The sequence below is a fragment of the Candidatus Xiphinematobacter sp. Idaho Grape genome (genome assembly GCF_001318295.1).
GTDB lineage: Bacteria > Verrucomicrobiota > Verrucomicrobiia > Chthoniobacterales > Xiphinematobacteraceae > Xiphinematobacter.
Window position 1 is genome coordinate 551597 of record NZ_CP012665.1, and the last position, 22144, is coordinate 573740.

Consider the following 22144-nt stretch of genomic DNA (forward strand, 5'->3'; position numbering starts at 1 on the left):
AAGTAAAGGATTTCCTAGAAGGGCAAGCTAGTGCAGAAGAGGAACAAAAAACGTCTGCAGATTTTCTATATGAAAACTGCTTATCATCCGTCAAAATAGGACTTCTATGAGTCATACAAGTGGAACCATCGGAAATCAATCGAGCCTACCAGTTGTCATTATTATCGGAGGAGGATTTGGCGGACTATCTGCCGCACGCGCCCTTGCAAATGTGGCGGTCCGAATCATTCTGGTTGACAAGAGCAACCATCATCTTTTTCAGCCGCTGCTCTATCAGGTCGCAACGTCTGGCCTGGCGGAAGCGGATATCGCTGAACCAATTCGCTCCATTTTACGTAACCAAAGGAACGTAGAGATTTTTCTCGATGAGGTAACCAGGATTAATACAGTTGAGAAACTGGTGGTGACGTCAGATTTGACCCTACACTACGACTATCTTATCCTGGCCTGCGGTGCACGCCATTCCTATTTCGGAAAAGACGAATGGGAGCAGCATGCCCCTGGCTTGAAGACACTAGGTGACGCTGTCAACATTCGAAACCGTATTCTCATGGCGTTTGAGGTTGCCGAGAAGGCTTCCGCACCAGAAGAGCGCAAACGGGCAATGACCTTTGTGGTAGTAGGTGGAGGACCGACTGGTGTCGAAACGGCAGGTGCTATTGCTGAACTGGCCTACTGTACTCTAAAAAGAGATTTTCGTCACATCAATCCGGCAGAGGCTCGGATTATTCTCATTGAGGCTACCTCCCACATTCTTCCTACGTTCGATCTTGTTCTTTCTAGAAAAGCTCTTGAACAATTGAAAAAACTTCGCGTTGATGTCCGTCTTAATGCGAAAGTCACTCGAATTACAGAGGACTACGTGGAAGTAAGTGGAATCACAATCCCTACGCGCACCGTTATTTGGGCCGCTGGAAATATGGCTTCTCCTTTGGGAAGCCAACTTGGTGTTGAAGTGGATCGTCAGGGGCGGGTGATGGTCAATGCAGATATGAGTATTCCTGGACACCCTGAGGTATTCGTGATTGGAGACATGGCCTTTGCTAAACGAGCCAACGGCACCCCTGTTCCTGGTGTTTCTCCAGCGGCAGTACAAGCTGGGCGTCACGTAGCAAGAAATATCCTTCGCCTATTAAACGGGATTTCTACGAAACACTTTGAATATGTGGACAAGGGAAGTATGGCTACTATTGGACGGCACGCTGCTATAGCTGATTTACATCTGATCAAGTTTAGCGGATATTTTGCCTGGATAACCTGGGCATTTATTCACCTTTATTTCCTCATTGGATTTAGAAAACGTTCACGTGTGTTTCTGAGTTGGGTGTTTTCCTACCTAACTTATACAACCACATCTCGCATAATTCTTCCCCAGACTCAGCAAGATGACCTTCTAAGAGGCCGTTCTGTTTCCAAAAACACTTAATCATTAGCAACGCTGGGTATTTGGAATCGGAAGATCTTCCTTGCCGAGTCCTGTTGCTCTCACCTTTGCGTAGAATTATCATTGCAAATTCTCCTCGCTTCTCCTTTCTTCCCAGGATACAGTGGGCCGGGGTCGGTGCAAGAGAGTATCAAATGAAGAAAGCGGATGATAAGAAGCTACTGCTGGGGTTGCCCTCCGGCAGCCTGATGGAGGCTACGGTGCAGCTTTTCGCGAAGGCAGGTTTTAGTATTTCCGGTTCTACTCGCTCCTACCGTCCCGCGGTGGATGATCCCGATTTAGAGGTCCGTGTCTTGCGTGCTCAAGAGATTAGCCGTTATGTAGAGCGCAGCTATTTAGATGCTGGAATCACTGGACAGGATTGGGTAGCTGAAAGTGGTTCTCACGTACGTGAAGTAGAAGTGCTCCCCTATAGCAAAGCAAGCACAAACCCAACGCGCTGGGTGTTGGTGGTGCCCGAAGAGTCTCCAGTGCACTCAGTATACGATTTGGAGGGAAAGCGAATTGCAACTGAGGTAGTTAGTTTGACTAAAGATTTTTTTAGAAAACATGGGGTGGATGTTCAGGTTGAATTCTCTTGGGGTGCTACTGAAGTTAAAGTGCCAGACCTAGTGGACGCGATTGTAGAGATTACGGAGACCGGTGCTTCGCTCCAAGCTAACAAGCTACGGGTCATAGATACTCTGTTAGAGTCATACCCTGTCCTGGTGACGAATAAGTGTAGTTGGAAGAATAAATGGAAACGAAACAAACTGGAGAGCCTTGCCCTCTTGTTAAAAGGGGCATTGGACGCCCATAGTCTGGTTGGAATAAAAATGAACCTCCCCTCGGCAAATTTGGAAAATTTGCTTGGGGCGCTACCCTCCTTGAGGAATCCCACTGTCTCTCCTTTGGCTCAGGCCAATTGGGTCGCGGTGGAAGCCGTTGTTGAAGAAAAAGTAGTCCGAGAAATCCTCGCTAAGTTGAAAGCACTCGGCGCAGAGGGGATTATTGAATATCCTTTGAATAAAGTTGTTTACTAAGTTTAAGTTGTGCGAGGATTGGCAATGTACTAGCGCGAGAGTCGTCTTTTGATTAACGAAAAGTAAGTCTTGGCAGTAGAAATTGCCTGGAAAAAATCACATGGGTTCGCTCAAAAAGAAGAGAAGAAGTAAGATTGCAAAGCACAAGCGCAGCAAACGAATGAAGCAAAATCGCCATAAGAAACGCTTGCGGTACAAGTCGTAGACTTCCCCCCCCTGTTGGAGAGGGGGGCGGGTTGTGCACTCTGTGCATGTTGATATTTTTCAGAAAGAGAGAGTAGGTTTTGGATTGCATGTTAGCAATGCTTGGCCTTGAGGAAGTCGAGGTAGCCTCTCAGAGATTTTATTTCCTAAGATGTCATTGAGAGGAAGTAGTCTCAGGATCAAAGAAGAATGAGTGTCGTCCAAAAAAACAGGTCCTGCGCAGGGTAGTGGCGTCTTTTGCTCAGATTCAGTTGTGGTGGATTAGACATGGCGTTGCCCTACGGGTTATAAAAACTCCTGGCCTTTCAGTTCTATGATCTGGGTTCCCCTCTTCTTGGAAGAGGGGTACTTCCTTTTAGCGAGGAGCAAACAAAACCACGCCTAGGGGATAGATCTCCACGACTAGTGCTTGGTAGTAGTGCTCGGCCAAGTCTGGGACTTGTACTGGATGGAGTAATTTTTCAAAGCAAATGCTCGCTGCTAAGCAATCTTTGTAATTTTACGGATCACTTCCCCGAAGCTGCACACGCGAACTTAATCCCAACGGAAGCATTCCTAGGCTTAATCAGAGATTCTCCTGCAAAAGATGGGGCTCCTTTCCATAAGCAAATTGCGGGAGAATAAGAGGCGACACAACCCCCACTCTGTATGCCTCGGAGAAAAGCCTCTCGAGAGCTTGACACCCCTTCCTACCATAGTCAAGCGTGTAGTCATTAACGTACATTCGGATAAATTGGTGTGCAAGCGCCACTCCCATTCCACGAGCGTAGGGCAGGCTGTACTCTATGGCAGAGCTTTGATGCTGAAGTCCGTATTGGATGCTTCCTCTAAGGATCTCCGCGATATCTCTTTGGACAGAGGGAGGAATGTCTTTCCGGATCACATTCCCTCCCAATGGGAGTGGGAGTTGTGTATAGGATTTCCACCATTCCCCTAGATCTAATACTTTTTTAAAGCCTTGCCTTAGATAGGTGAGCTGGCCTTCGTGAATAAGGAGGCCAACGTCCGCTTCTCCGTTTTTTACCGTGGAGAAAATTTTATCGAAGGGGACACTAATATGCTTGAATTCTCCTAAAAAAATCCGTGTGGTTAGGTAAGCAGTAGTCGTGCGTCCCGGGACGGCGATGCGTTGGTTAAGAAGCCATTTTCTACAATCATCTAGGGAAAAGAAGGAAGGTACAGAGGTTGTGTGGTGGGCAACCAACAGGGGACCATAGCCATCTCCTATGCTTGCTCCGATAGGAAGAAGTAGGTACTCATCCCTTAGATAAGCATAGGCATGAATGGAAACTGCTGAAACATGCAGTTCTCCCCGCGTAGCCTGTTTATTGAGCGACTCGATATCCTGAAGAACATGCCGGAAACGGTATCCCCTTAGGTCGATTTTTTCCTCAACCATTGCATAGAACATAAAAGCGTCATCTAGGTCCGGAGAGTGACCTATCATGAGGAGAGTGTCCTTCCAACTAGTCATAGGGCAGTCCACAGAAGAAATAGGTTTATGACTTCCAAACTTACTTAATTGCTCGGAATGTTTTGTTGTCAAAACTCCCTACCTAACTCAGCACCCGCATCAGCGCGGGATTAAAGCAGATAACAGAGCAGTTGTCTTTGGCTTTCAGGTTCCTAGGAAGGAGCAGCTTAAGATGATGCATCCCACAACAACACCCACCCCAGCAGCAATATTCCAACGCCAGGAAGATGCAGTAAGCCATGCGATCTGATCCCTCATCAGATATGGCATGCCAGCCCAGACAACACCACAAAGGATACAGATATAGGCTAGGACAACAAGAGGCAACCGATAATTCAGGGGCCAGAGAATACAGGAGTTAAGAATAGGATCAGCAGCTAAAAGAGCGAGAAATCCTGTACTTCTCGCGGCCAAAAACTCCTCCAAGAAGAGCCAAGTGAGTAGTGCTGCAAGTACCACAGAGCCTAGTGCGATCGTACGTAAGTTAGCAAACTCACCCAAGTCCATTCTTCTTACCAGAAAGAATGTCCACGTAGCAGCCATCAGTAGAAGAGCGGTTCCCCAAGTTCTAGACCTAGGAAATTTCTGTATCCACTGACTGCAGTCTTTTTGTAGGAGTGCTGCAGCATGGACAAGAATTAGAAGTGTACCTACTATAGCTCCCACAGCTTGGTGAGAAGAACCACTCATCACTTTGTAAGGGCAGGAGTTTAGCGGAGTCTGAGTCTCCCCCAGGCGCGATCAGTCAGTGCTGCATTAGCCGCTGCCACTTCCGCCATTTTTTTACTACTTCCAGTGCCACGGCCAAGTTCTCGCCTTTCCCATGTCACGCTGCACTGAAAGTGTTTTCGGTGTTCTGGACCGCTCTGGTTGAGCAGGATATACTCTGGTGTGGCTTGGGAAATAGCCTGAAGGATCTCTTGTAGTTCGCCTTTGGGATTAGATTTCTCAGAGTCCTGCAGAAGTTTTTCAAAACTGCTTTGTATTTGTTGGAGAATAAACCTGCGAACCTGTTCTAGTCCTCCGTCTAGATAGACTGCGCCAACTAGAGACTCAAAAGCATCAGCTAGTGTTGAAGCGCGGGTACGTCCTCCGCTAACATCTTCTCCATGGCCTATCATGAGGTATCTTCCGAGGCTAAGAGTGGCTGCATGATCTTTAAGGTTATCTCGTGAAACCACCCTTGCTCGTAGCTTGGTGAGTTCCCCCTCGCTGGAGTTAGGGAAGAGAGCATAGAGATGCTCGGTAACTACTAGCTGCAACACTGAATCTCCGAGAAATTCCAACCGCTGATTGTCAAACGGAAAACTTTTACGTTCCGAGGAAATACTTGGATGAGTGAGAGCTTCTGCTAGAAGGAGGGGGTTTCGGAACTTATATCCGATTTGCATTTCTAATGGATTCATTGGTGGGGCATCGGAGGGGATGAGGAGCCAGTGGCCTAAGAGGCCACGGCACGACGGTGTGGTTTGCCATAAGTTGTGTAATTTGACAAGAAGAAGACGCATTACAGCTCTGCAGTGGGCAACATAAGTGGGGCCCTACCTCCTGCCGAACAGTCTCTTCGGAGAACACCTAAAGTTTAACCTTTTCATTTACAAGCAGACGAGATTAACTGGCGGCGTAACCTTACTGATTATATCATGACTTTCTTTGAAAAAATTGAAAAGGAGCAACTCAAGTCCGAAGTCGTCCCCTTTTCAGTCGGGGACAGTGTTAAGGTACACATACGTGTGGTTGAAGGAGATAGAGAGCGTATTCAGGTTTATTCCGGAATTGTCATTGCTCGGAGAGGTGCAGGAATCAATGCGAGTTTTACCGTGCGGCGCCTTTCTTTTGGAGAAGGGGTAGAGAAAAGCTTTTCGCTTCACTCCCCCAGAATTTCTAGGATCCAAGTGGAAAGAAGGGGGTACGTTCATCGTTCTAAACTCTATTACTTGCGTAGACGCAAAGGAAAATCTGCCATGACAGTCAGGGAGAGATCCTTCTAAGGAGGCTCTTCCTCTACGTCTTCTAGCCTTGCACACCTTTTCGCGCTGTAACTAATTACGGTGCCGTAGAATCCTCAAAGGTTGCTTTGTACGAGGCTCCAGTAGTTGGGAGCCAGCTGCTGTACGAATTTTGCAGAGTATATGCCCCTCGAGGCAGCTAACTAATTGGGCCTCCTCCGTTTCCTTGGATGTCACCGAGGAAGGGTGCAGGGATCAAACTAGCAGAGAAAGTATGAGGGCAAATTGCTTATAGTTAATAAAATCAATTAGCGATTGTTTTCCTCTTTCCAAAAGGGAGTCTTTATCTTTAGCATACACCCAGTTCGCTGTATGGGTTTCTCCCTCTAAACTCTTAGAGGGACTCCTCTGACGATCATGAAGGTACCATCCGTTTGTTGCTTACTCGCTAGTGGTTTTGAAGAGATAGAAGCCCTGGTACCAGTGGATGTGCTGAGGCGTGCAGGCGGTACAGTAGTGCTTGCTACGGTGGAGAAGAAACTAGAGATAAGAGGATGCAATGGAATTTTGGTAACGGTAGATACTCTGCTTTCAGAAACTGCTGCCCCAGCCCTCTCCAGGGGGGGGAAGCCCCAGTTCGATGTTCTGATGATACCAGGTGGCCGGGAGGGCGTTTCTAGATTACGGGAAGATGGCCGTGCGCAGCAGCTGGCAGCTGCCTATGAGAAAGACGGGGCCTGGGTTGCAGCTATTTGTGCTGGACCAATAGTTCTCTCCGATGCTGGGCTGCTGGAATACCGCCGCTTCACGGCGCATTCTTCCCTTTCCAGAGAGCTACCTTATGCCTTTGTTACTACAGAGCGCGTAGTGGTGGATAGGCGCATCGTGACGTCCCGTGGTGCCGGAACCGCACTCGATTTTGGCCTGACCTTGGTAGGCCTCCTCATGGGCACCCAAAAGATGGAAGAGATCTCTCACTCCATCATGGCTTGATGGCCTCGAAAAATGGAGCAGTTTGCCAAAGAAGTGCACCATATTCCCTTGGGGGGGTTTGTGTTTTTACGCGGGTGCTGGGGCAGGAAGGCCCCCTGGGGGGATACGTTGCTCCTTATCACTTGGTATGGACGGGGTGGTAGGAGAAGTTGGAGGAGAGGGAGGTAATGGGGGTGGTTTAGGTACCATAACAGGGGGGTTGCGTAATTCGCCAAATTCGATGATTTCCTTGACGTGAATAGCGCTCAAAGTTTCGTACTCAAGAAGAGCACTAGCAATAAGTTTGATTTTCCTCCTATTCTTTCTCAGGATTGTGGTGGCACGTGCATAGGCATCGTTAATGATGCGTTTAACCTCAGAATCGATTTGCCTTGCGGTATCCTCACTGTATTCACGGCCGCGCATCATTTCCCGTGCAAAAAAGACGTAGTCACTATTCTCACTGTAACGGACCATTCCTAGGTCACTCATACCCCATTCGCATACCATCTTTCGAGTTAATTGGGTTGCCTGTTTGATGTCTCCAGCAGCACCGTTAGAGATATCATTTGTAAACATTTCTTCGGCAATGCGACCACCCATCATGACGACGAGAGAATCAGCCGCCTCTTTCTGCTGGGTGGAATATTTATCTCCTTCCGGAAGGTGCATGGTAGCACCCAAATACGGGCCACGGGGGATGATGGTAACCTTGTGTAGTGGACTGGTATGTTCCAGGAGAACATTCAGTAGAGCATGTCCTGACTCGTGCCACGCGGTAGAGATTTTTTCCCGCTCACTCATGGCTAAGCTGCGACGTTCCTTTCCCCATCGTACCTTGTCACGAGATTCTTCAAGCTCCTGCATAGTAACTGCTGGAAGTCCCTTCCTGGCAGCCATAAGAGCCGCTTCATTGATGACGTTGGCAAGCTCTGCACCAGAGTAACCTGGCGTGCCACGGGCCAAAGTAGTAAGGTCTGCGTTCCCGTCAAGTTTGATTCTCTTTGCATGCACCTTAAGAATCTCCTCCCTTCCCTTGACGTCGGGGAGGCTAACAACGACCTGTCGGTCGAAACGCCCGGGTCGCAGCAGCGCAGGATCTAGCACGTCGGGGCGATTAGTGGCAGCTATGATGATAACTCCATCTTGGGTATCGAATCCATCCATCTCTACAAGAAGCTGATTGAGGGTTTGCTCCCGTTCATCGTGCCCACCCCCTAAGCCATGTCCACGGTGACGCCCGACAGCGTCGATTTCATCGATGAACATTAGGCAAGGAGCACTTTTCTTTCCCTGCTCAAACATATCCCGTACTCGGGAAGCCCCTACCCCCACAAACATCTCGACAAAGTCTGAACCACTAATACTAAAAAAGGGAACCTCCGCTTCTCCAGCAATAGCACGTGCCAGGAGGGTTTTTCCTGTACCAGGTGGTCCTACCATCAGTACACCTTTTGGGATGCGGCCGCCGAGCTTCTGAAACTTCTTTGGATCCTTTAGAAAATCTACCAACTCAGAGACATCCTCCTTCGCCTCTTCAATACCTGCAACATCTTTAAAAGTAGCACGGTTTTTATCACGGGCCATCATACGGGCCTTGCTCTTGCCGAAGCTAAGGGCTCCCTTTCCAGCTATCTTGATTTGGGAGCGGAAGAAAAAATAGATGGCAATAAAAAGCAGGAGGATAGGTACTGTATTGATCAGTGTGCTAGCCAAAGCGTTAGACTGAGACCGGATATTTGGCTTAATCCCGGCCTCCTGGAGAGCTTGCTTTAGCTGATCACCGTCATAGGCAATAAATGCTGTGGTTTGGAAAGCCTGCAGCCCGTGATCTGAACCAGCAGCTGCCCCCCCCTTTCGGTAAAATCCAACAATAGTTTCTGTCTTGCGTCCCTCTTCTACATTGATAGAAAGCTGGCGGCCAGGGGTGGAAACGACTCTTGACTCCTTGAGGAGCTGGTAAAAGCGAGAATTGGAAATATCCTCCGATTGGGAAAAAGCTCCCCCACGCACCAGTAAAGCTCCTCCCAGCAAAGCAATAGCTACCACTACCAGAAGCAAGCCACGCCAATTAACCTGGGGCTCTTTGTCATTATTGTTGCTGAGTCGTCTGCGACTTTCCTTGCTTTGGTTATGTTTGTTTTCGGCCATGATTTTGGTCTCTGTCTGCAGCAAAAACGGCACCCAGGCTAAAGTGTAACCCCGAGTGCAACACCCCTTCAAGGGAAATAGTTTTAGACAATGTGGATACTGGCTATCCGCGCCTTTGAAAGAGCTTGCTTTCCATTCCTTCCACTGCACTCCTTCGGCGCTTGTACAGGGGAAATGGGTGGGTAGTCAAATTTCTGCAAAGAGCGAAGCAATCAACTTTTCACCAACCTCTTCGATGAAGTTTGCATGCCTTTTCAAGAAACTATGCTTGACTTCCTACACCACACTAGCCTACACACGCACCCTTCCCCTTCCCACATCAACATTAGATATGAAATTACTCCCCCAAAGGCTAGAGAGGGGCCGTGTTGGAAAACATGTGCTGTTCCCTCCTGCTTCACGGAATACCATGCTTCTCCTTGTTATCACTGTTGTCGCCGCGGTATTTGGTTTATGGCATCCTGCTGCTGCGGCAGATGATTGCCATTGGGACGTACGTGCTGCGGATTGGGAATCCCCAGATAGCTGGATAGGGCGAGCTGTTCCAACAGCTGGGAGTACGACATACATTGGCAATTATGGGACTGCGCGTATTCGAGGTATGGCCGAAGCTGATAGGCTGTATGTCGGAAGTAGAAAAAATGGGACGGTGGAAGTAGGTCCAGGTGGCAGTCTGACGATAGCAAGGGATTTGGAGATTGGCCTAAACACCACAACAGGTCATCTCGATGTTAATGGAGGAAAGGTGAGTGTGGGCTCTTCCTTATCTCTCGGCTCCAAAGACTCGATAGGCACTCTAAGGGTGTTCAGTGGAGGAGAGGTAGAAGTAAATGGAGACTTGTCTATCAGCCAGGAAAGGGGAATAGGAGAACTATCGGTTAACGGTGGGAGGGTAAAAGCAGATAGAATTACCTTTGGTAGAAGGATTGCCGATTTTGCTGATACACCAAGAGGCGTCCTAAACATCACAGATGGCTTGGTAGATGTAAACTCTATCCAGCTTGGGTTCCTACAGCCAATGGGAAATGCGGCTTTATTTTTAGATGGAGGGGTACTTGCCATAGGATACACGGATGGTTTCCATGGGGAGCAGATACTAAGGATGAACGGTGGAACCATACAAGCGAAGGGGAATTCCAACGATTTCCTTGCAGGATTCAGAAGTAAAACTTTGCTTCTTAGCGTAAGAGGTGGAACGATCGATACTAATGGGTTTCACGTAAGACTTACTAGCGGATTTCAAGGTCAGGGTGGACTAAATATAATGAGTTCCCGGGGAACAGGTGTGCTCAATCTCCAATGCCCGCAGCAATACACAGGATTTACTTACATCGGAGAAAATGCTTTGCTGCGGCAGGAGATGAATCTACCCATCGATCCACAGTCTAATGTTGGACTCGACTCAGGAGGTGCTTTCGATCTAGCTGGTTATGATAGCACTATCAACGGGCTTTTCGGGGAGGAGGGAAGCGCGGTGACTAATAGTTCGTCCAAGGCAGTAGAGCTAACGGTAGGAAGCGCCAGTGGGAGCGGGTTGTTCGCTGGGGATATCATAGAAAGGAAGGGGAAGGTTAGTCTCACCAAAGCAGGTAAAGGTGAGCAATTCCTTGCAGGAAACAATGCCTACAGTGGAGGTACCAAAATCCTAGACGGTGTGTTGTCCGGCACTACTGATTCCCTGCGTGGAAACATCGACAATAGCGGGAAGCTGGTTTTTTCCCAAGCACGCGATGGCACCTTTAAAGGGAAAATTACCGGATTTGGCAAGGTGGAGATCAATGGAAGGGGGGGGGCACTATGCATTGACGACTTGCAGAAGTATAGGGGTGGTACCGTTGTCAAAATGGGAACGCTGTCATTGCGGGTAGGGCTGCCGCAATCCAGTATTCATATCCATCCAAATGGAGTTGTAAATGGAGGAGGAAAGGTGGAGCAAACTGTCTTTAACAATGGGACGCTACATACACATTTTGCAGGTACCCCCACCAGTTTTCTTGCTGGGACTTACAGACAGGGCCCAAATGGTGTTCTGGTCATACCAATTATGGGTGACGACTCCTACGGTGAACTATGGGTTTTAAGCGACGCTCAACTAGACAAGGGTGCTGTGGTTATACCTCAATTCAGGCCAGGATACTTTCCATCTAGCAACGTAGAATATGACATTGTACATGTTGGGGGGCATCTTTCAGGTCGTTTCAGAGACATTAAACTCCCGGGGGTCCTGCAAGTGCAGCTGCAGCACAATGATAAGTGCGTCACGATGCAGATAACGCAAGAGCAATTTTCAGGGAAGACTCCCGCTCAAAAGTCCGTTGCCAAGATTTTCAATGAAATAGTCCGCAACAGGGGTCTAGCAACCGAGCACAATAGCGATTTAGAGAGGCTTGTCTGGGATCTAGAATTTGTTCCAAAAAAGGAGTTGGGCTATTATCTGGACGTGGTAGCTCCCCAACAAGTGGCTGGCATTAAGGATATTATCTTCAGCGCTGCTAACATGCACTACATGCAGATAAACGATCGCCTTGCTAGGATACGGGCGGGAGTGCACGGTACTTCCCTTAACGGGATTAGACCTAGCGCTTTACAGCAGCACGCGCTCAACTGTAGGAAGGATTACGGGGAAAACCAAGAGACAAACCAGACTCCCTCCTATGCAAGCTCTCCCCAATGGAATACGTTTGCCACAGCTTCCGGCATGTTCTCCAGCATTTCCGGTATTAATGGCTTTCCAAGGCAGCGTGCAGCTACTGGTCACTTCTCCGCTGGTGGAGACTGCTACCTCAATGAAAGGATGAGTATAGGTATCTTTGCTGGCTATCAAGGAGTAAGGTCCAGGCAAAATGGTCATACTTATAACCACAGCTCTCACGATAGCAATGGGATTAAATATGGGATATACGGTACCAGTTCTTGGAATGGATTCTATGTTAATGCTATCATAGGAGGAGGGCATAATGATCATACCCTACGTCGCGCTTTTGGAACGGCTAACAACCAGTGGGCCATGCGAAGCTTCCCGTGGAGTGGAGAGCTAGCCTCCCAGCTGGGAGTAGGATATGAGTTCAAGTTAGGCAGGTGGATGCTGGGAACAAACAGCTCAATGCAATACACTTATCTCCTAGTCTCGAGCGTAGAGGAAACAGGGGGGACAAATCTAAATGTCCGTTCAGAAAGACAAAATGTAGGTTCGCTCGTCGGAACTCTTGGGACAACTGTTGCGTATTTATGGGATGTAGCAACCGGATACCAGATTGCACCGAGATTGGGACTGGCCTGGCAGCACGAGTTTGCAAACTATGGAGAAATGATAGCGGCAGCATTTAATAATGGTAACGCTATCAATGGAAAGGCCTACCGCTTTGGCTATCAAGGCGTTAAGGGGAACAGGAACACAGCCTTCGCCACAGCTGGGGTGAGTGCTAGCTTGGGAAAGAGTGTTTGGTGTTATGCTTACTATATGCCACAGTTGGGAACTAGGATCACTTCTCACAGTGTCATGCTAGGGGTTAGCTACACCTTTTAAGGCTCTTACTACAGGATTTGAGAATAGGGTTTTCTCCTTCTCTCCTCTCTAGATGGCTCTGGAGATGGTACTTCGGCACACGGAGAAGGGGATATCGGGGGCATACTGCACATGTAGGGAGCCCTGGGAACTCTAAAGCCAAAAAGGCATCTAAACCAAAGGGGCGGTAGTTTCCAAACAACTGGGTTGTGGCCAATGTGCTCTTATTGAGCATGTAAGTCTCGCTGGTCTGCGCCAGGCATGAAAATCATTGAGCGTTATATTGGGAAGTCCATTTTAGTATCCACTGTTTTCGCGGTGGGGATACTCAGTCTTGTTTTAATACTAGGCAATATTTTCAAAGAATTGCTTGATCTACTTATTAATCGGGATGTGCCAGTTCAAACGGTACTAGCCTTTATACTGTTTGTTTTTCCATTTTCCCTCACCTTTACTATCCCTTGGGGACTCTTGACCGGCCTCCTTCTGGTTTTCGGACGAATTTCTGCTGATAACGAACTAATCGCCTTACGGGCAAGCGGAGTAAGTATTTCTCTGATTACCATTCCAGTATTCTGCTTCGCACTCGTCCTAACTGCCATTTGCTGTTGGATTAATGTTGACATTGCCCCAAGCGCAGAGAAGAAAATGCTAAACAGCATCTTTAGAATTGCTACTCATAACCCAAGCTCCCTTTTTAGTGCAAACGATGTCATGGATCAATTTCCCGGCCATCGTATCTATGTAGGAGAGCGTCAGCAGAATCAGCTGACTAACATCATTTTATTCGAAATCAACGGCGATCACTGCACCACTAGGATGGTGCATGCCAGGAGTGGCGTATTGCGGCCTGATCCAGTTAACAACTGTTTACTGCTAAAACTTCGCGGGGCTCAATTTGAAGAGCACGATATTACGGACCCCTTGAACATCCAAAAAATTTGCCAAGGGATCAGTCTGGTTGAGGGTACCTTCCTAATTCCACTTCAGAAGCTTTATAAGAAACATGATAACACAGGACGACTTAGTTCTTCTACTATGCATGAACTTAAGCAGGCTTTAAGTGTAGCTTCTGACCCTAAGAGGGCGCTTAGAATCAAAGTAGAAATCAACCGAAGATTTTCTACTTCTCTTGCCTGTGTTGCTTTTACCTTGGTAGCTATTCCGTTTGGCATTACCACGCACCGTCGAGAAACCCCCATAGGTTTTGTGTTTAGCATGGCCATCGCATTTTTCTATTTCCTTTTTATCCTTGCTGCTCGTTCTTTGCAGGAGAACATATATGCACACCCTGACTTGTTGATATGGTTGCCCAACGTCTTGTTTATTGGCCTGGGAGGCTATCTTTTCTTTAGAATTTCCACCAAATAGCAATAGCATGTGTAGAGCTCTACAGCTACAGAGCCCTTGTTACGTGAACACACCACTAGCACTAGCATTACTCAAATTTGTATTCTAAATGCGAAACGCGAACGGTCTCCGCATCCCCACGCGCCCATGGTCATACCGAGAGCATGGTACTTAGCATGCAACTTAAGGTAAATTTATCTAAAAAAGCTGGAAGACAACCTGAAGGTGCTTTATTTGTGTCCCTAATACAACGCCTAGCACTGGGCACACCCAACAGTGTCAACCATGCTACAAGCTCCTGACCAAATTTATTGTCAGCTACCAGCAAAGAAATTGTTCTCAGCTCGGTTTTTTTGTTATGCGCAGAAAGAAAGTTACCCTCTACGATACGACTCTTCGGGATGGGGTGCAAGGGCAGGGAATTTCATTTAGTCTTCTGGATAAATTACGGATCACAGAGAGATTGGCCAGGTTCGGGATAGATATTATCGAAGGTGGATGGCCAGGTTCCAACGTAAAAGATATGGGTTTTTTTCAGGAGGCTCAGGGTCGTTCCTGGTGGGGAGCAAAGATTGCAGCTTTTGGAAGCACTCGCCGTGCCAACACAGCTGTTTCTCGAGATCTGCAAATACAAACCTTGCGCGATGCAAATACACCTGTAGTCACTTTCTTTGGAAAGAGTTGGAAACTTCACGTTACTGAAGTGCTGGGAACTACTCCTTTAGAGAACCGTTCCATGATTTCGGATACCGTAGCTTATTTTAAGCACCTTCATCGTGAGGTAGTCTACGACGCAGAGCATTTTTTTGACGGCTATAAGGACGACCCAGAGCACGCATTGGGAACTTTGGAAGCTGCTCGTGAGGCCGATACGCTGGTCCTTTGCGACACAAATGGAGGAACTCTGCCGCATGAAATTGAAGGAGTGGTTCGTGCTGTGAATAGGCTCTTCCCTGGACGTATAGGCATCCACACCCATAATGACTGCGAATTGGCTGTAGCGAACTCTATTGCTGCTGTACGTGCCGGCGCTGTACACGTGCAGGGGACTATAAACGGCTATGGAGAGCGGACCGGGAACTGTAATCTGACGAGTCTCATTGCTAATTTGCAGCTGAAATTAAAACTACCTATGGTGGACAACCTCTCTGAGTTACGGGATATTTCACTTTTTGTAGATGAACTTGCAAACTGTCCTACAAACATCCGCGCGCCATTCATTGGTGCTACTGCCTTTGCCCACAAGGGAGGCATGCACGTCAACGCTGTCCAAAAGCTAGCGCGCTCTTATGAGCACATAAAGCCCTCTTCGGTAGGTAATGAGCAAAATGTCCTAGTTTCTGAGCTTTCTGGGAGAAGTAATGTTTTGCTTAAGGCAAAGAGGATTGGGCTCACTCTACATATGGAATCCCAGACGATCAAAGAAGTCCTCCTCCGCATTAAAAGTGCGGAGGCAGACGGCTATGAGTTCGAGGCCGCTGATGCTTCTTTCGAACTTTTGGTACGTGATGTCCTAGGTCAGCGCTATCCTCTCTTTGAACTAAAGGAATATCTTTGCTCCTTCCACTGTGCTCAAACCCAACTACGTCTAGCTTGCAGAGCGACAATAAAACTCTCTGTGGGGAATAGTGCTACCCTTGAACACACCATAGGCGAGGGAGTGGGACCTGTAGAAGTGTTGGACAAGGCTCTTCGAAAGGCCCTGCGACCATTTTACGGATGGGTTGATCGGATACAACTTACCGACTACAAAGTACGCATCTTGGATAGCTCGCGTGGATCAGCCGCCAGAACCAGGGTATTAATTGTTTCTACAGACGGGCATCATTCCTGGGGTACTGTTGGGGTCTCTGACAACATTATCGAAGCCAGCTGGCTAGCGTTAGTGGACAGCTTGGAGTTTTATAGCCTTAAACTGTCGAACGGTTGGCCAGAAATAACTCCCGGGTAAGCCCTCCGCGAGGCCACCACTTCTCTAGAAGGTTTTGGACTCGTCAATGGGGAGTGACGGCGCATTCTGAAATGTAAAACGCCTCATTAACATTTTAACGTATCGTCCGTGTCTTTTAAGTTTGCGATGTTCCTCAATAAAGGTCGTCGGAATATGGTAGTTATCGAGAGTCCTTGCATATCTGGGCCGACAAGTTCCAATTAATAAGTTTTTGCGGATTTCGAAGTGAAGGTGCGGACTGTACATACCTCGATTGGTTCCAACCTCTCCTACTTTCTCTCCTCTAGCAACAAGTTGCCTCTCCCGCACTAGAACCCGATGAAGATGGGCATAAAAAGAGTCAATCAAGTAGAGCTTGCCATTCTCACGATATGCATGCCGGATGATAACAACGTTTCCCCACCCCCCAGAAGCATTTCTTGCGAACACTACCCTACCAGTTCCTATTGCGTAAACTGGAGCACCCAACAATGCACCCGAACCTTTTAATCCAACCCAGTCCTCCCCCGGATGCCGCTTGGACCACCCCTGCGACCTGCAGTACCCTATAGCGTTTGGACTGGCTACAGGATAATCAAATCCATCGACCGTTGGGACCTTAACCCTGAGGAGTAATTCCTTTGATTGGATAGGTAAAGAGGAAAAGATAAGGGTAGTCAGAAGAAGGACCAAGTGCATGTAAGAAATGAAGCGGATGATGTGCATGTGCGATTGGGGAAGCTGCGTAAAGTAAACACAGCTCAAGTCTAAAGAGATGTGTAGGATGCCTGATCATTATAAGGAAACCTAGCAGAAAAAAAGCAGACCAAGCACCTCCTGTAATTCTTTTCTGACTATATCTATATAGCTCTATACAGCTCTATCCCTCTCCGTGTGAGCTGGTTCTATCGGGGCCCCCCTATTTCCCCGCATATCTGCCGTCTAGATAAGAGCATAGGAGCATGTTATCATCCTGCGCTCTTTCGTGCCACGTAAAGACTCACAATGCCAAGGCATAACGACTGAGTCCGTATTTCTCGGAAGCCATTTTTCTTTAGAACGTACAGCAGAGACTGATCCATGGGAAACTGTTCAATAGACACTCCTAGATACTTATAGGCCTGCTTATTACCGGTGATCCATGCAGCAAGTATAGGGAGAAGATGATGCAGATAAATCCGATAGAGAGCCCGCACCCATGCTACCTTTGGCATGGAGAAGTCGAGAATGAAAAGTCTTCCTCCACAGGATAGGACCCGTGCCATTTCTTGAATAGCTTTTAAGTAGTTCCCCATGTTACGCAGTCCAAAAGCTACAGTGATCACGTCAAAAGCTTCAGAGCAGAACGGCATATCTGTAGCATCTCCACACACCAGCGTGTATATCCCTTTTCTCTTAGCTTGCAACAACATGGAATGACAGAAATCCATTCCAACTATTTTGGAGCTTGGGCAAGTCTCTTGCAGTACCCTCGCGAGGGCACCGCTGCCCGTCGCCAGATCTAGAATGCATTTTGCATTCCACCGCCTGACCATTTTGGCCACGTACTTTCGCCAAACACAGTCCAGCCCACAGCACAAGAGATGGTTAGCAAGGTCGTAGCGACCCGCTATAGAGGAAAACATCTCACGAATAAGATAGGAAGACTTAGCCTGCTTTACCACACCCCAAAAGAAACCAAACCACTGGCTTTCTGAAAGCTAGAACCTCCCATTGAAAGGTGCAACACAACCTGCACTAACAGCCCTGCCTCACATCGCTCCCCACATACAGGAACGCCTACCTTTTTTGGCTCCAGTGGTAGGACTCGAACCTACGGCCAACCGGTTAACAGCCGGTCGCTCTACCGCTGAGCTACACTGGAACAGAAGACCTAGAACGAGCACTAACCTGAAGGGATCTTCTGAGCAAGAATTTTTTCTAGAATACCTGCATAACAGGACGGTCTTGGATGAATGAATTAGTGTGTGGCTGGTTCCAAGTAGAGAAAACCTTCTAGAATAGAGAAGAAGGACAGGCGTGCACTGGGATACCGTTACTTCCTGTGTACCACCGGGTGCTGGGACCTTTTTACTGGCTTCGAATTTGGTAGCGTGGGGCGTACCTTCTCCCTGAGAAGGTTTATCGCAACCGACCCGTCTCACGGTTGTCCTCAACGAGGAGAGCGGTCTAGGACCTCTAATGCTTTCTGTAGGGTCGGTCTATCATAAATGCTCAACGTAGATACCCCCTTTCGGATACGTCTTGCAAGGCCAGCCAACACATCACTGGGACCTAGTTCCAGTAAAAGACTGCACTGCAGATGATCTAATAGACATTCTACTGATTGAGTCCAGCGCACACTTGCTACCATCTGTTTGGCGAGCGCAGAACGAATAGCTTTGGGGTCAAGAATAGGACTGGCATCCATATTAGAAACTATTGGAATGGAAGGGGAGGCTATAGGAATGCGTTTTAGTTCCTCTTGAAGATCTTGGTAAGCAGGCTCCATCAAACGAGAATGAAAGGCTCCATCTACACGGAGCGCTACCACTTTACGAGCGCCGTACTTTCTAGCCAAGGAAGTTGCAAGAGCTATTCTTGGCTCTGCACCGGAGATGATAATCTGACCAGGACAGTTAAAGTTAGCTATGTCCACATTTGCAATGGCAGCTAAGTCTCGAACGGCCTTCTCTTCGGCTCCAATTATTGCTGCCATTCCCCCCTTTATCTGTTCACAGGCTTCTTGCATGAAGCAAGCTCGCTGCAGGACTAACCTCAATCCCGTTTCAAAATCGAACGTTCCTGCAGCTGTATGAGCAGTAAATTCACCGAGTGACAGACCTGCCACAGCAGCAAATTGGAAATGAGGAATAGCGCTTTGTACTGCCGCTAAGATAGCTAACCCATGAACGTAGAGAGCAGGCTGACAAACGGTAGTTCGCATTAATTCTTCAGCTGGACCTTTAAAGGTAATCCTTGAGAGAGGGTATTCCAAGAGATGATCAGCCCTTTGGAATAACGTTGAGGCGCTGGGATATGCCTGACAAATGTCCTTTCCCATACCAACAGTTTGGGCGCCTTGTCCGGAAAACATTAGTCCGACTTTCATGAATGGGCTGGTGAGTTTCTATGGCTTACGGATGGCTCTATTGTCCTGAAAGGCTTCTGAGCTGTCAAAGTTCTTCGCTGAGTTCTTCCTAGGAGAAAAAGTTGTGCAGAGTGCCGTTCCTGCAGATACAATTGCAAGCAGGAGGAGGGATGGCAGAGTGGTTGAATGCACCGGCCTTGAAAGCCGGAGGGGTGAGAAAACCCTCGTGGGTTCGAATCCCACTCCCTCCGTACCATTTCTGGGATCCGCATGAGTGGGCATTTCAATATGGCTTGCAAGGAAGAGAGCAGGAAAAAAAGACGTTACGTGAGGGAATAAAGCTGCCGGTGGCGGGACTCGAACCCGCACACTCCTTTATAGAATAAGGGATTTTAAGTCCCTTGCGTCTGCCATTCCGCCACACCGGCGCAATTAGGTGGTTTTCAGTGTGCCTTTTGTTGTGGTCGCTACTGCTTCCGTATCTGTCTTATCTAACTAAGTAGAAATTAGAAAGTCTCGGATGTTTCTGCCTGGATGAGCGAGCCCGTCCTCCCGTCAGGCCGAGCTAACTTCTTATCATTTTTATTCTCAGATGGAAGTGTAGAGGCGATTCTCTTAGCCACTGGCCGTAAAATAAAGCATCGCGCGATGCTCTTTCTCCCTTAGGAAGATCCACTCTTGTCCCGCACGAATTAGTCCCACACGTCGCAGCAGATTTTTTTGATAAAGACCCAAGGCTAAAGAGCTGCTAATCCGTTTCGATTCTCGATCTAGGAGATTGGAATAAAAGCAGAACTATCTTGCAAAGTGATCGTTTGCCTACATACAGCACAGTCGGGAAATTTCCCATTTGTTAGGGAACTTTAAGGATTGAGTTCGAGACAGATTCCTGATTAGTAGTCGTGGGTAAGATCTAGGGAGTAGGCCGACCTATCGATTGTGAGTTTCATTCATTAATGCCCATTTTTAATGCTGCAGCTATTTCCTGGTAAGGAAGAGTTCTTGGCCTCTGCTTCCGGCGGGGACCTCCCCCCTGTTGTCCCGATCTGGACAGAACTAACAGCAGACCATGAAACGCCGATTTCCGCGTACCGCAAGCTCTTTGGTGAGGAAGTTCTTTTTTTGTTGGAGTTTGCAGAAGGACATAATCTAGCAGGACGCTATTCGATTATTGCCTTAGGCGCACACGCCACGTTCTCCGCAGAGGGGAACAGAGTTCAAGTGACGCAGGGCGGAAGCTGTACAACGCTCTTAGATGTACGAGATCCACTGAGTGAAGTGGAGAAATTTATGATCCAACATCGCTCTCCTGCTCAGGAAGATCTTTCCCCATTCTGGGGAGGAGCCATTGGCTATCTTGCTTACGACACCGTCCGTTGGTTTGAACCCACCATCCCTCTTCCATCTAACGACGAATTGGGATTGCCTGATATGTTTTTTCTTGTTCCGAAGACAGTTCTTATCTTTGACCATCACCTTCATCGTCTTAAGGTGGTCGTCAGCGCCTTAACAGGGAAATCCCCAGCTGGCCAAGTATTTGATGTGGCAGTAAAAAGAATTCGTTCCGTTGTAGGGCAGCTCTCCCAACCTGTACAGTTTATACCCCTATCTCCAGCCAACGTATCCTCTTCCACGCTCCCACGGTCCAATACCAGCCGTGAACGCTACCATAGCATGGTAGAGCGTGCAAAAGCATGGATTCACTCTGGAGATGTATTTCAAGTAGTACTTTCTCAACGGTTCGAGTGTTCCTACAGCGGAGATCCTCTAGAGGTATACCGCGCTCTGCGGTTTATTAACCCGTCGCCCTATCTGTTCTGTCTACGATTTCCCGGGGGTTTTTCACTCGTAGGCAGCTCTCCAGAAGTACACGTACGGGTAAGAAAGGGGAAGGTTGAGATCCGTCCAATTGCTGGAACACGCCGAAGCGGTCAAAGTAGAGAGGAAGCAGCAGTGCTGGAGAAAGACTTGCTTTCAGATGCTAAGGAGTGTGCAGAACACCTCATGCTAGTGGATCTGGCACGCAGTGATATGGGGCGTATTGCGGTATTTGGCTCAATACAAGTTACTGATTTCATGACGACAGAGCACTATAGCCATGTTATGCATATTGTTTCTCATGTTGAAGGAAGGTTAATAGGAGGTAGTTCCGCCTTTGACGTCGTCCGAGCTACGTTTCCTGCTGGTACAGTCTCCGGCTCCCCAAAAGTGCGGGCTATGCAGATTATTAATGAGTTGGAGATAAGTAAACGTTGTACATATGCTGGGATTGTGGGACGCTTTGGCTACGATGGGAGTCTGAATTCCTGCATTACCCTGCGGACCACTCTCCTGAAGGGTGGAAAGGCGTATGTACAGGCAGGGGGGGGGATAGTAGCTGACTCCACCTCAGAAGGTGAGTACCAGGAAACTGTGAATAAGGCCATGGCTTCCTTTCGGGCACTAGAGATTGCCAAGGCCGTCCCCACATGATTCTTGTCATCGACAATTACGACTCCTTTACCTACAACCTTGTACAATACTTCGGTGAGTTGGGGGCTCGCGTAGTTGTGCGGCGAAACGACAAAGTAGACCTCTCTGAGGTAGAAATCCTCCGCCCGGATCGCATCTGTATTTCACCTGGTCCGTGTACACCCCGAGAGGCAGGCGTCAGTGGGGAGATAATTCGCCATTTTGGGAACCACCTCCCTATCTTGGGGGTCTGCCTGGGACATCAGTGCATAGGCGCAGTTTTTGGAGCTGAGATTGTTCGTGCCAAGCACCTCATGCACGGTAAGACCTCCTCAATTTACCACAAGGGTAGAGGCATTTTTATAGGTCTTTCTAATCCTTTTCAGGCCACCCGATATCACTCTCTCTTGCTTCGACGAGAATCTCTCCCTGATTGTTTGGGAGTCACAGCAGAAACTGCAGAGAAGGAAATTATGGGAATCCAACATGTAGAACTTCCTCTCTATGGGGTACAATTTCATCCAGAATCCATTCTAACAGAAAACGGAAAAGCCCTTTTGCGAAACTTCCTACGGCTGTAATCCCAGAATGACAAGAGGGAGGGAGGATTTTATAGGTGTGG

At 48.1% G+C, this 22144-nt stretch carries 17 protein-coding genes and 3 tRNA genes; 11 read left to right on the plus strand and 9 right to left on the minus strand.

Features of this window, described 5'->3' with window-relative positions; translation table 11 throughout:
- Positions 1–106 precede the first annotated feature (106 nt).
- The 3 genes from AMD24_RS02610 to AMD24_RS04440 all read left to right on the plus strand — a co-directional run bounded on the left by AMD24_RS02610 (position 107) and on the right by AMD24_RS04440 (position 2671).
- Positions 107–1426 carry an NAD(P)/FAD-dependent oxidoreductase gene (locus AMD24_RS02610; RefSeq protein ID WP_062100539.1) on the plus strand — a complete coding sequence of 440 codons (1320 nt, stop codon included), beginning with the start codon at positions 107–109 and terminating at the stop codon, positions 1424–1426.
- A 152-nt stretch (positions 1427–1578) separates the two neighbouring features.
- A complete protein-coding gene (hisG, locus tag AMD24_RS02615) occupies positions 1579–2466 on the plus strand; it encodes an ATP phosphoribosyltransferase (protein WP_200906704.1) in 888 nt (295 codons plus the stop codon).
- Between the two features lie 100 nt (positions 2467–2566).
- Positions 2567–2671, plus strand: a complete 105-nt coding sequence (locus tag AMD24_RS04440; RefSeq protein ID WP_148565204.1) for an AURKAIP1/COX24 domain-containing protein — start codon at positions 2567–2569, stop codon at positions 2669–2671.
- A gap of 564 nt (positions 2672–3235) precedes the next feature.
- Here the strand turns inward: AMD24_RS04440 and AMD24_RS02625 are convergent.
- The 3 genes from AMD24_RS02625 to rnc form a co-directional block, all read right to left on the minus strand.
- Positions 3236–4216 carry a menaquinone biosynthesis family protein gene (locus tag AMD24_RS02625; protein ID WP_235503171.1) on the minus strand — a complete coding sequence of 327 codons (981 nt, stop codon included), beginning with the start codon at positions 4214–4216 and terminating at the stop codon, positions 3236–3238.
- Positions 4217–4288: 72 nt separating this feature from the next.
- Positions 4289–4834 carry a hypothetical protein gene (locus AMD24_RS02630; protein ID WP_062100541.1) on the minus strand — a complete coding sequence of 182 codons (546 nt, stop codon included), beginning with the start codon at positions 4832–4834 and terminating at the stop codon, positions 4289–4291.
- Positions 4835–4854: 20 nt separating this feature from the next.
- Positions 4855–5550, minus strand: a complete 696-nt coding sequence (gene rnc / locus AMD24_RS02635; protein WP_062100542.1) for a ribonuclease III — start codon at positions 5548–5550, stop codon at positions 4855–4857.
- A gap of 237 nt (positions 5551–5787) precedes the next feature.
- On the opposite strand from rnc, the gene rplS reads away from it, so the two are divergent.
- Positions 5788–6135, plus strand: coding sequence for a 50S ribosomal protein L19 (rplS, locus tag AMD24_RS02640; protein WP_062100543.1), 348 nt, complete (start codon positions 5788–5790; stop codon positions 6133–6135).
- 375 nt (positions 6136–6510) lie between these two features.
- Positions 6511–7086 (plus strand): DJ-1 family glyoxalase III, encoded by a 576-nt coding sequence (locus tag AMD24_RS02645; RefSeq protein ID WP_062100544.1) that lies wholly within the window; start codon positions 6511–6513, stop codon positions 7084–7086.
- A gap of 66 nt (positions 7087–7152) precedes the next feature.
- Here AMD24_RS02645 and ftsH read toward each other — a convergent pair whose 3' ends face one another.
- A complete protein-coding gene (gene ftsH, locus AMD24_RS02650) occupies positions 7153–9216 on the minus strand; it encodes an ATP-dependent zinc metalloprotease FtsH (RefSeq protein ID WP_062100877.1) in 2064 nt (687 codons plus the stop codon).
- A 331-nt stretch (positions 9217–9547) separates the two neighbouring features.
- Between ftsH and AMD24_RS02655 the strand changes: the two genes are divergently transcribed.
- From AMD24_RS02655 to cimA, 3 genes are all read left to right on the plus strand, one after another.
- Positions 9548–12742 (plus strand): autotransporter family protein, encoded by a 3195-nt coding sequence (locus AMD24_RS02655; RefSeq protein WP_062100545.1) that lies wholly within the window; start codon positions 9548–9550, stop codon positions 12740–12742.
- A 240-nt stretch (positions 12743–12982) separates the two neighbouring features.
- A complete protein-coding gene (locus tag AMD24_RS02665) occupies positions 12983–14092 on the plus strand; it encodes an LptF/LptG family permease (protein ID WP_062100547.1) in 1110 nt (369 codons plus the stop codon).
- Positions 14093–14429: 337 nt separating this feature from the next.
- Positions 14430–16022: a citramalate synthase gene (gene cimA, locus AMD24_RS02670; RefSeq protein ID WP_062100548.1), complete on the plus strand. Its 1593-nt coding sequence runs from the start codon at positions 14430–14432 to the stop codon at positions 16020–16022.
- Positions 16023–16046: 24 nt separating this feature from the next.
- On the opposite strand, the gene AMD24_RS02675 is transcribed toward cimA, so the two are convergent.
- The 4 genes from AMD24_RS02675 to fabD form a co-directional block, all read right to left on the minus strand.
- Positions 16047–16727 carry a M23 family metallopeptidase gene (locus AMD24_RS02675; protein WP_062100549.1) on the minus strand — a complete coding sequence of 227 codons (681 nt, stop codon included), beginning with the start codon at positions 16725–16727 and terminating at the stop codon, positions 16047–16049.
- A 242-nt stretch (positions 16728–16969) separates the two neighbouring features.
- On the minus strand, positions 16970–17665 hold the full coding sequence (locus tag AMD24_RS02680) for a ubiquinone/menaquinone biosynthesis methyltransferase (protein ID WP_256379090.1): 696 nt from the start codon (positions 17663–17665) through the stop codon (positions 16970–16972).
- Between the two features lie 125 nt (positions 17666–17790).
- Positions 17791–17865: transfer RNA gene (locus AMD24_RS02685), tRNA-Asn, on the minus strand.
- Positions 17866–18153: 288 nt separating this feature from the next.
- Complete coding sequence (gene fabD, locus AMD24_RS02690) at positions 18154–19092, minus strand: ACP S-malonyltransferase (protein WP_062100550.1); 939 nt, start codon at positions 19090–19092, stop codon at positions 18154–18156.
- 143 nt (positions 19093–19235) lie between these two features.
- On the opposite strand from fabD, the gene AMD24_RS02695 reads away from it, so the two are divergent.
- Positions 19236–19322, plus strand: a tRNA-Ser gene (locus AMD24_RS02695).
- Positions 19323–19413: 91 nt separating this feature from the next.
- On the opposite strand, the gene AMD24_RS02700 is transcribed toward AMD24_RS02695, so the two are convergent.
- Positions 19414–19499: transfer RNA gene (locus AMD24_RS02700), tRNA-Leu, on the minus strand.
- 574 nt (positions 19500–20073) lie between these two features.
- Between AMD24_RS02700 and AMD24_RS02705 the strand changes: the two genes are divergently transcribed.
- Positions 20074–21543 (plus strand): anthranilate synthase component I family protein, encoded by a 1470-nt coding sequence (locus AMD24_RS02705; RefSeq protein ID WP_235503173.1) that lies wholly within the window; start codon positions 20074–20076, stop codon positions 21541–21543.
- The gene (locus tag AMD24_RS02710) at positions 21540–22103 is read left to right on the plus strand and encodes an anthranilate synthase component II (protein WP_062100552.1); all 564 of its coding nucleotides are present in this window, start codon (positions 21540–21542) and stop codon (positions 22101–22103) included. Before AMD24_RS02705 ends, AMD24_RS02710 begins: the two co-directional genes overlap by 4 nt.
- Positions 22104–22144: the final 41 nt, after the last annotated feature.